The organism is Candidatus Obscuribacterales bacterium, assembly GCA_036703605.1.
GTDB lineage: Bacteria > Cyanobacteriota > Cyanobacteriia > RECH01 > RECH01 > RECH01.
Genome location: DATNRH010001078.1, coordinates 1 through 10,132 on the forward strand (window position 1 = coordinate 1; position 10,132 = coordinate 10,132).

Annotated in this window: 8 protein-coding genes; 5 read left to right on the top strand and 3 right to left on the bottom strand. The window is 55.7% G+C overall.

Annotated features, from left to right (window positions below):
* Positions 1-296 precede the first annotated feature (296 nt).
* A complete protein-coding gene (locus tag V6D20_22095) occupies positions 297-3,311 on the bottom strand; it encodes a hypothetical protein (protein ID HEY9818476.1) in 3,015 nt (1,004 codons plus the stop codon).
* A gap of 97 nt (positions 3,312-3,408) precedes the next feature.
* Between V6D20_22095 and V6D20_22100 the strand changes: the two genes are divergently transcribed.
* Complete coding sequence (locus tag V6D20_22100) at positions 3,409-4,905, top strand: pentapeptide repeat-containing protein (GenBank protein HEY9818477.1); 1,497 nt, start codon at positions 3,409-3,411, stop codon at positions 4,903-4,905.
* A gap of 139 nt (positions 4,906-5,044) precedes the next feature.
* On the opposite strand, the gene infC is transcribed toward V6D20_22100, so the two are convergent.
* Positions 5,045-5,581, bottom strand: a complete 537-nt coding sequence (gene infC / locus V6D20_22105; GenBank protein ID HEY9818478.1) for a translation initiation factor IF-3 — start codon at positions 5,579-5,581, stop codon at positions 5,045-5,047.
* Positions 5,582-6,217: 636 nt separating this feature from the next.
* Between infC and V6D20_22110 the strand changes: the two genes are divergently transcribed.
* Positions 6,218-6,985 carry a ComF family protein gene (locus V6D20_22110; protein ID HEY9818479.1) on the top strand — a complete coding sequence of 256 codons (768 nt, stop codon included), beginning with the start codon at positions 6,218-6,220 and terminating at the stop codon, positions 6,983-6,985.
* Here the strand turns inward: V6D20_22110 and V6D20_22115 are convergent.
* Positions 6,920-7,285, bottom strand: coding sequence for a hypothetical protein (locus V6D20_22115; protein HEY9818480.1), 366 nt, complete (start codon positions 7,283-7,285; stop codon positions 6,920-6,922). The genes V6D20_22110 and V6D20_22115 overlap by 66 nt on opposite strands.
* Positions 7,286-7,799: 514 nt before the next feature.
* Here V6D20_22115 and V6D20_22120 point away from each other — a divergent pair.
* The 3 genes from V6D20_22120 to V6D20_22130 form a co-directional block, all read left to right on the top strand.
* On the top strand, positions 7,800-8,378 hold the full coding sequence (locus tag V6D20_22120; GenBank protein HEY9818481.1) for a hypothetical protein: 579 nt from the start codon (positions 7,800-7,802) through the stop codon (positions 8,376-8,378).
* Positions 8,379-8,485: 107 nt separating this feature from the next.
* Positions 8,486-8,725 carry a hypothetical protein gene (locus V6D20_22125; protein HEY9818482.1) on the top strand — a complete coding sequence of 80 codons (240 nt, stop codon included), beginning with the start codon at positions 8,486-8,488 and terminating at the stop codon, positions 8,723-8,725.
* 496 nt (positions 8,726-9,221) lie between these two features.
* Positions 9,222-10,132: CHASE2 domain-containing protein (locus tag V6D20_22130; protein ID HEY9818483.1), on the top strand; the 911-nt coding region annotated here is incomplete at its 3' end.

Sequence of the window (10,132 nt, forward strand, 5' to 3'; positions counted from 1 at the left end):
CCGCTTAGGGGGATGGTCGGGCTATGCCAGTCAGCGCCCACCGGGCATTGTCATTCTATTCAGAGGTCTCAAACACTTTGACACCCTCTTTGAAGGTTGGTCACTGGCTCATCTCTAAGATGTGTATAAGCGGTAGCCCAAGTCGGGAGAGGGACTTTGAATCCGGCTCCCCTTCTCCCTTTTTGGGAGAAGGGGTTGGGGGATGAGGGTCAAAACGTAGGATAGTCACTAAGTCTAGGCTCGAAGAGGTTGTCTAGAGGTAGAGTATATCGTGTGGTGCGAGCGCCTCCCTCCTCCTAGGCATCTGGAACGCTAGGAAGAGCAGGCTGGCTGGACGTGGGCGGGAGGGTGGTTTGCTCCATGATGAACAATAGATGTCGAATCTGCGCCGCCACTAGGGGATTGGGATCTTGGCCCAACTGGGGCAGCAAGATCCGTAGGGTGCGTGGGGACGCAACCTGTAGGTAGGACAGAACGGATTCGCGCACAAACCCTGCCGGATGCCGCAGACAGGCGATCGCTTGATCCACTTTCACGCCCCACAACTGCCGCCGAGCTAGGTGGAAACAGCAGGCTAGGGCCCACTCGGAGAGGAAATGGCGTAGATCTAGGAGATACCGCAGGCGATCGCTGGCGGCCATGGGGGTATAGGGAACCAGGTCGGATAGGCTTTGCAGTTTGTCATAGTCGGGGCGGCGATCGAGAATGCTGAGCAGGGCCCGCTTGCTGGGTAAGTCTACCGTATTGTCTAGAATCTCTAGGCCCCGGGCCATATTGTCGGGGGAGCCTGAGAGCAGGTTGAACGACGCGGCCTGGATGGCGCTGGATGGGTAGAGGAATCGCATCAGCAAAAAGAGACGATCCTGGGCATCGGATTGGGCATAGCGCAGGGCCCGCCGCAGCAGGTCAGCTTCTCGTCCGGTCAATCGTTCTGGCAGGAAGTCGAGCAGGGCGGCATACATTTGCCCAATCAGCATGAGTTCTTGATTCATCAAGGTTTCAACCCCGCGCCGTCCTAAGCGATCGCCCACGGCTTCAATGCCGGCATCGTGGGGCAGCTTGAGCAAAATGCGAAGAATGCTGCGTCGGGATGCGCCCCAGGATGTGACTAAGTGCGATACCAAGGCATTCAGGGCTTCTAGGGTGCCGATGCGTCCCATCACTTTCCAGGCGCTATTGCGGACAATATCCGGTTGGTGGATATCTTCGGCAATGGAGAGCACCAGGGGAATGGCATCGTTTTCCAGTCGGGTCAGGGCCTGCATGGCGGCCTCGCGGGTAGACTGATAGCGCAAACCACGAATCAAGGATGGATAATATTCTTCCAAATGGGTGGAGGCGATCGCTTCCAGCAGGGCCCGCCTCACCCGTAGGGACTCATCCTGCAGCAGCGGTTTGATATACAGCCGCAGGGCCTGCATATAGACGGCTTCCCCGAGGGCTCGACAGCCCATGACTCGTTCCCGCTCTTGGGTATGGGTGAGCATCCGCCTTAGGGTGGCGGTGGCTTCTGCCCGTTCGTGGGAGTTGCCGCGCCGCAGCATCAGGGAGGCGGCCGTGCCACGCACGACAGGATCTTGCTGGGCTTGCAGATAGTGGCGCAGTTCAGGGATATCTGGATTGGTTTCGGTGAGCCAGATATATCGCAGGGCCACAGCTAGCACTTCCGGCTGCAGAGGTTTTTGGATCAGCGATCGCACCCGGTCGAGATAGTCCAAGCTGGGATGATCGAGCATGGCCTCTAGGCTTTGGCGCTGAAGCCTGGGCGTGAGGCGGGCTAATAGGGGAGACAGCACATCCCCCACGTTTCTGGGATCAATATGGGTGAGCAGTTCAATGCAGGACTGTTTATCTGCCTCGGTGCCTGGGCGATCGAGGGCATCTACCACCGCTCGTTTAATCGATCGCAGATCCACGTCGGATAGGCTCAACTGTCCCCGCTCGGCGCTGAGCACGAGGAGTTCTAGGTAGCGCGATCGCAGCCACCAAACGGTCAGCAGCCACACCAGGGCAGCTAAGAGAATCAGAGCGGTGAAGGCCCCGTCTTGAAATTGCTGAAAGCGTACGGAGTTGGCGCTACCTGCCTGGGTGCGAAACACCTTCAGCACCAGCAACATGCTGCCTCCCGTGACGCCGATGGCAATAGGTTCGGCAACGCCGCGCACCATCGACTGCACGCGGCTGCGCATGGTGTCGGGGATGGGTTGAAATAAGACGGGGCTGGTGCTGGCGACTAGGGTATAGCGTAGAAGTTCATCGACAAATTTCAGCAGAATGATCCCCCAAAAAAGCACGGCCGGTTGACCGAGGACGAGGAGGGAAAAGCTGCTGATGGTGACCACTAGCACCGGCGGCAGCATGGAGATGAAGAACACGCCTAGCCGCTCAATCATGCGGCTGGAGATAAACCACTGGGTCAGCAGTTCAAACAGCCCCAAAACGCCACTGAAGAGGGCTAAAAAGTCGGCAATTTCTTCCACCTGCACGTTCAGGTTTTTCTCAAGCTGGCTGAGATACTGAAAGTCGATCAGCAGCAGTAGCACCTGAATCATCACGAAGAAGGACACAATCAGCACTACGTACCGCAGCAAGGGGCCCCGCAGGCGACGGGCGGTAAAGTCAGGCTGCTTCTCCTGCATCCGCCGCCGAGGCGAGTCGGGGAAGAACTGATGGTAGGTGCGGCCAATGTGCAGCAGCGTCAGTGCGCCCACCAGCATCATGCCACTGGCGAGAATCAAGATATTGGGTAGGCCAATCAGCGATCGCAGCACCGGCAGGGAGAAACCGCTGAGCACGTCGGCCATCAAAATGCCGCTGCTGATGAAGGGAAAGGTGCGTTTAATTTCTCGAATATTGAAAAGCTGGTTGGCGGTAATCGTCGTCGTCAGTTCGTTGAGGACGTAGATTCCTTCAACCCACAGCCGCAGCATGAAAATGGCATAGCCTCCTAAGAGGGCTGGGTGCATCCCAATGCGTAGGAGCACCACCGGCACGGCCATCAAGACGGCAATCAGAAAGATGACGTGGCGCAGGGGCAAAAACTTTTGCATCCAGGAATAGAGCAAGCCCAACGCGGCTCCAATCCCGGAACTGGCTAAGTAAATCCAGGGCAGCCCCTCTGCTCCATATTCTCCTAGGAATAGCGCTGCGACGCTCACTTCAAACCACAGCACGCCAACGGACGTTGTGGTGTAAAACAAGAACATCAGCAGGGTGCGGGCTCCTTCCTCTGGGCGGAGGTTGAGCCATCCTAAGATTTTTTGCCGAACACTCGGTGTGTTCTGATTGAGTTGCCAATCCTCTAACTTCATGGTGTTACGCTGTGCTGCCTACTATCTAAGCACGGGAACCTCCCATCCGGATATGTCTGTATCCCATGGGTCGCTACGATATTCAAGGGAGAGCAAGATGATGACAGGGAATCGATGGGGCGATCGCTCTCGATGGATAGGGCTGGCGGTAGCCGTCGCTCTGATGGTGGGCTGTGGCTGGGGGCAGAGGGTCGGCCCTCAGGGATGTCCGGGTTGCGACTTGTCTGGCAGGGATTTGAGCGATCGCTCGTTTGCTCAGGCAGACTTTCGCCAAGCGAATCTGCAAGGGGCTAGCTTGGCGCGATCGCACCTAGAGCAGACCCAGTTTCAAGGAGCCAATCTCCAACAGACTACCTTGACGGCGGCTGATCTCCAGGGAGCCCAGTTTGCCGGTGCCGATGGCCGCGGTGCGGTGTGGGATCAGGCGATCCTTCACCAGGCAGACTTTGGGCGGGCCAACCTAGCTGGGGCTAGCTTTAAAGCTGCGGATCTATCGGGGGCGAATCTATCCGGTGCCTACCTGCGAGGAGCCTATCTACGGGGAGCAATCCTGCAAAATGCTACTCTATCTGGGGCAGATTTGCAGCAGGCCAATCTCCGAGATGCGGTTCTGTCCTTAGATCAGCGATCGGTGGATCTATCGGGGGCCAATCTGCGGGGAGCGGATTTACGCAAGGCCAATCTCCATCAAGCGACGTTGCGCGGGGCAGACTTGACTGGGGCCAACCTCAGGGATGCTACGTTCACCCAAGCGGATCTGCTCGGAGCCACGCTCGCGGACACGGAGCGATCGCAGGCCCAGTTTGACTATGCCATTGGTCTCAATCCTGATGATGCTCAGCAGGTGCAGGAGGATTGGAGCCTAGGCGGTACGCCCTGTGTCTTTACCCTGGAGCGTACTGACATCCAGCGCCGCCGTCTGGAAGCCCGCCTCGATCGCCTGCGAACGACCCGCACCTGTTCCTACTGCGACCTGGTGGGGGCTGACCTCAGTGGGCTAGATCTGAGTCACGGCAATCTCAAGGGGGCCGATCTACGGGCGGCCAACCTGCGGGGTACAGATCTGCGGGATGCGAATTTGAGTGCGGTGAATCTTGATCCCCTGCCGGTGCTGGGTGCTGATGATCTCTGTTTCTATGCGGCGCTGATCCCGGATTTGACCCAAACGAATCTCAGCCGGGCCAATTTGGCAGACATGCAGGCGAGCCCTAGCCTCTTTACTGAGAGTGACCTGACCGGGGCGATCGCTCCCCCCGACTTTCTGGCCCAAGTGGAGCGCGATCGCAACTTGGTCCGCCTGCGCTCCACGGGGCAATGTCCTGGCTGCGACCTCCAAGGCGTAGATTTTACAGTCCAATCCCTCAGTCTAGCCGGGGCGAATTTGCGGGGAGCTAACCTCAGCTATGCCATCGTCTATCGCGAGTATTCCAGCACCCAACGCTCCTGGCCCGATGCGGTGGATCTGCGGGGGGCAGATCTCCGAGAGGCCAATCTCACCGGTGCCCAGCTCTCGCCAGAGTCTGGTCTAGATGGAGCCATCCTCTGTCGCACCACGCTTCCTGATGGCAGCAGCAGCGATCGCGATTGCCCTTAGCCCCATGTCATGAACCATGTCATGAACCATGTCATGAACCACGCCCCAGATACATGAGTGCATCCGGGGCGATCGCGTGAGGGCTGGACACCCTGGGACTCATCCATCCTAGGGGTGTTAATTGCTGATCCCCAGAGGGTTAAACCTTTTTGGGAGAGAGCATCATCATCATATTGCGCCCTTCCCGCTTCGGCGTTTGCTGCACCTCGGCGAGTTCCTGGAGATCATGGGCTAAACGTTTTAGCAACGTTTCTGCTAAATCCGCATGTTGGATTTCTCGTCCGCGAAACATGACCGTCGCCTTTACCTTGTCTCCAGACTTCAGGAAGCGCTCTGCCTGATTAACCCGAACGTTGTAGTCATGCTCTTCGATCTTGTAGCGCATCTTCACCTCTTTCACATCTGAGGTGTGCTGCTTTTTGCGGGCTTCCCGCGCTTTCTTCTCCTGCTCAAACTTGTACTTGCCATAGTCCACCACTCGGCAGACCGGTGGGTTAGCCTTATCGCTGACTAGAACTAGGTCTAGATCCTTGTCCTCCGCAATTCTCAGGGCTTCGGATGGGGGCATAATGCCAAGCTGTGCGCCGTCTGTATCAATGACCCGAATTTCTGGAAAGCGAATCCGTTCGTTGATAGTGGGCAGGTCACGATTACGAGTCTTCTTAGTCAAAGCCATGGGCAACGATGATATGCGTGAATTTGCGAGGGTTTGCCAAACACTACAAAACAATCAAGTCAGAATCTACGATGAGGACGTAAACGAGACAACGCAAACACTATCTAACCATAACGCCTCACTCACCTGTGATCGCTGTGAGTGACGTCACACGATAGTTATGATCCAAGCACAAGAGCGATCGCCCCCTGCTACCTGCAGGGCGTGATGGGACGAGACGAGAGCCGAAATAGTTTGCCATGAACCCTGAGGTATCTGTCATGGTCGGCTCACACCAACGGCTGAGACAAGGTCTAACCATGGTCACGACGTACCAGAGGCTTGAAACCTAGAGAATAAGGGAACATCGAGATAGTGCAATGGGCCATCGATGGTTTAAAGGCTGAATGGAAAACGTCAACCACGGTGCCTAGATTACAGGTATCTAAGGCATTCTCCCCAGTGGGAGATGAACGGGAGATGAATCAGTGGGTACACGGTTTTGGTCATGACCTGCCCCCTTAATACTAAACATACTATGCGATCTGGCTGGATTGCGTTTCAGAGTTTTATAGATTTGTCATACGGCAGTGCGGCGATCGCCCCCATCTTTTGCACCTGTTCATCAATGCCCACCTTGCCAAGGCTCATCAACCTATGCAGATTTTTAACCGCTTAACCAAAGCTGTTCTTGGATGCCTGTTAGATGAGGGCTGTTTGATCTGCCAACGGCCCACGCCAAACCATCTCTGTCGTGACTGCGATCGTCAGTTGCGACGTTGTCAGGTGTCCCAGATGCCACCGTCGAATTTAGATCACCCCCTCTTGGCTTGGGGGGACTATGGGGGAATGCTCCGCCAATCGATCGCGATGATCAAATACCACAACTGTCCCCAGCTTGCCCGCCCTCTGGGGCAGTGGCTAGGGCAAACTTGGCTTGACCATCAAACCAAGCATCCCAACCCTCGTCCGTCTAAAGCTCCCCATCCCGTTGTGGTTCCCATTCCCATGTATGCCGACAAGCAACGGCAGCGAGGCTACAACCAAGCTGAACTGCTAGCCGATGCCTTTTGCCAGGTGACGGGACTACCGCTGGCCCGTCGCGGCTTGGTGCGGGAGCGGGATACTAGCCCTCAGTTTGAACTCTCCGGTGCGGAGCGAGAGGCAAACCTACAGCAGGCTTTTCGCTTGGGTACTGTGAAGGGGCGATCGCCCGTGTTGATTTTGGATGATATCTACACCACCGGCGCAACCGTCCGAGCTGCACTACAGGTCTTTCAGGCAGCGGATATTCCTATTCAGGGGGTGGTGGCCCTAGCCCGGGCGGGGAGCCATCTTTCCGGGAATCCTGCGCCATCCCTAGGAGTGGGCGATGGAGTGGCTGTTGGGGCGATCGCCCGATCCGTAAACCGGCGTCGGGTCTAGTCCAGAAATCTGGCTGAACTGGTCTGGTGTCAGCGTGCTGATGATCGGATGCTCATCCCAGCTATGGAGCATGGTGTGGGCGCGGTGTAGAAAGTCTGTGCCTCGGATCAGGGGCACGCTGGCCCAGCAATCTACTAACGTTTCGATTAAGGCTAGCTCAATGAGCGGTGTTGGGTAGGCATCGAACAGATCATTGAGATGGGCATTGAATTGAAAGGGCTCTTGTCCATCTAGTCGATAGCTACTGACAATGTGTTTAACCCGTTGTCGGCCGAGTTCATGTTGAATATTAACTAGCATGTGCGCAAGTGCCCTGTGTGCCTACAGGTTAGTAGGGTGGATGACGATTCCATTTTACTGACCCTATATGTACCTTATTTTGGTGATCATTGGCGGAATGATCCGTCTGGGTCTATCAATGTTGTGCTCTTATTGTGCAACTGCGCAGCGTTGTGGTTCATCGCACCGGGTGCTGTCTCCTAGATCCCTGCGTAGGATGGTGATGTGCCGATGTCTTGCTAAACTTTGTCACAATGGGGGCAAGTCAAAACGTCTAGCTATGGCTTCCCGTTTGGGCTACACTCACGGGAACGGAGTTTGACAGGTGCTGTTGGCCCGATGGTGTGATTGCTCAAGAGTTGACTCAAGAGCTAGCACAAGACATGAGTCTGACAGGCGTTGTTTTGTGAGACAGCAACCTTCCATCACCTGCTTTTGCCCGACGATAGAGCAAGGTCGGGTACTATCTACTTGCTGTTGTGTTCAGAACCTCTCCACCACTGTGAACTTTATGTTGAATTGTTTTCGTCACATCATGTCTAACCGCAGGCTCCGGGTTCATCGGTTTTCAACCGGAGGGGCAGCGATCGCCCTCGCCTCTAGTGTGGCGATCGCTGGGTTGCCGATCTCGCCGGCCCAAGCCCTGTTTCGATCGTCTCCCCGTGGTAATGACTACGAGATCTGTGCCAATCGTCTGCTGAGTGCCGGTATTTCGCCAGAAGAGGCGGCAGATTCCTGCGCGGCAGCTCTCCATCCCCAAGATTTAGCCAGTTGTGTCGTGAGTATTGATGCCGGTACGCCGGTGGCGGCCGTGGATGCTCTGACCGGCTGTAAGCGGGTGCGCCGCCCCCTGGATTTGGCAGAATGCGTCGTGGACGTTGATGCAGATACCCAGAGTGTGGCGTCTATCGAGTCTCTGGACTACTGCCGTCGTAGCTTACTGCCGTTGGAGTTTTCGAGCTGTGTGGTTGGGTTGCGCCGCGAGATTGACCTAGAGGCGATCGCTGCCATGGATGTCTGCATTGATGCCGATGACCGCGCCATTCAATATGCCCCCAGTGTCTTGCTGGAGACGAATCCATCGCTACGCCTGACGCCGTTGGAAACCCCATAGCTGTTGCTGACCCGTGGTCTGGCTGTTGTTGTTGGCTGACCAAACTTGAAGCCCCTTACCCCAAACCCCTCTCAGGACGGTAGAGGGGCTTTGCAATCATCTCCCGCATGTTGCGGGAGAAGGGGCTAGGGGATGAGGAAAAAGATGGTCAGCCGAATCAGCTTTGTTGTGCAGTCCATGGACGGTCATCGCTGCCTGTATCTTCATCAGCGGTGCGATCGCGTCGTTACTATCCGTGCATGTCGGCAGAATTTCAACCCATAGGTTTTGATTTGCGCGGAAAGAATGCCAATATTGAGAAACGCGAGGCGTTGGTGCTGCACAAGCGCCACCATAGGTCGCCGTAGCTTTTAAGGTGAACATAGGGCAACGACGCAGCCTCGACTGTGCATCTCCATGAGCAATGAACCCCATTGCTTGGTCTGAGAGACTACCGTCATGCCGAAGAGTCTTGTTTCAGGGTGTTTATTCTACTGCGATTAAGGACTGGATTAAGAGCCTGCAGCGATGTTCCGCAATGTGCTGTCCTAGGGGTTTGTGGAACGTATGCACACCTGAAGGTGTTGCTCTACATAGAACATTTGGCATCTCCAGTGGGCGATCGCTCCTAGGTCTCGTCTTATCCTGGTTTGCCCAGCCCGAGACTGTAACCTGATAGCAGGCATTGTATCCCTGGTTTCGGGGGCAAGCTTGAATCCTGTCTTGGCCGATGAAGCTCCTAGCTGATGCAGCATGTTTCATCGCAATCTTCAGTCCACCACTGGTGGTTGGGGCTCACCCATTTGTTGATTGGCCCCTGTTCATCTTTTTACTTCCAGGATTCGTCATCTACCTGAGGTATTTGTGAACGTAGAGCACTTTCGCACTATTCGCAACCGTTGGCGTACGTCTGTCCGGCCAGTACTCCATACGGGAGCTTCGGTTGTTACACTCCTCAGCCTAGTGGTGACCGGTGCCGTCACTGGTATGAAAATCCTGGGCTGGATGCAACCCCTTGAGTTGCGCGCCTACGATACTATGGTGCAGCATCGCCCCCCTCAAGATGAGGATCCTCGGCTCTTAATTGTGGCGGTCACGGAATCTGACATTCGTACTCTGCAGCGATCGACGCCCTCGGATGCTAGTTTGGCAGAAGCGATCGCTATTTTAAGTGAGTCGTCTCCCCGCGCGATCGGTATCGATCTTTACCGAGAGGTGCCTCAAGACCCCGGTCATGACGATTTGTTGGCCCAACTGCAGCGCCCCAATGTTTTTGCGATTACGAAACTGGGTGATGCGGTTACCGAAGGTATTCTGCCACCCCAGGGCGTACCGCCAGAACGGGTTGGCTTTAATGATCTCCTGATCGATCCCGATGGCGTGGTGCGCCGCAGCCTGCTGTTTGCCACAACCGATGATGGTTCGGTTTACTATGCGTTTGCCCTGCGGTTAGCGCTGGCCTACCTGGCAGAGGAGGGCATTGAACTAGAGGCAAGTCCTATAGATGACTCATCCTTCAGCCTCAATGGCACCTCATTTATTCCCCTGGAGTCCACCGACGGTGGCTATTACACCATTGACAGTGCTGGCTATCAACTGCTGTTGAACTACCGATCGCCGCGCTCCTTGGCTCGGCAGGTGACATTTTCAGAAGTGCTGGCTCGTCAAGTGGATCCGGCTTGGATTGAAAACAACATTATTTTGATTGGCACCACCGCCCCTAGCGGTAAGGATTTATTTCAAACCCCCTACAGTGCTGCCGAAACTCGTGATCA

Bases quoted from the DNA above. Each gene is read 5' to 3' on its own strand.
- V6D20_22100 (HEY9818477.1), top strand. From the start codon at position 3,409: ATGATGACAGGGAATCGATGGGGCGATCGCTCTCGATGGATAGGGCTG.
- V6D20_22120 (HEY9818481.1), top strand. From the start codon at position 7,800: ATGTCTAACCGCAGGCTCCGGGTTCATCGGTTTTCAACCGGAGGGGCA.
- V6D20_22110 (HEY9818479.1), top strand. From the start codon at position 6,218: ATGCAGATTTTTAACCGCTTAACCAAAGCTGTTCTTGGATGCCTGTTA.
- V6D20_22095 (HEY9818476.1), bottom strand. From the start codon at position 3,311: ATGAAGTTAGAGGATTGGCAACTCAATCAGAACACACCGAGTGTTCGG.
- infC (HEY9818478.1), bottom strand. From the start codon at position 5,581: ATGGCTTTGACTAAGAAGACTCGTAATCGTGACCTGCCCACTATCAAC.
- V6D20_22125 (HEY9818482.1), top strand. From the start codon at position 8,486: ATGTTGCGGGAGAAGGGGCTAGGGGATGAGGAAAAAGATGGTCAGCCG.
- V6D20_22115 (HEY9818480.1), bottom strand. From the start codon at position 7,285: ATGCTAGTTAATATTCAACATGAACTCGGCCGACAACGGGTTAAACAC.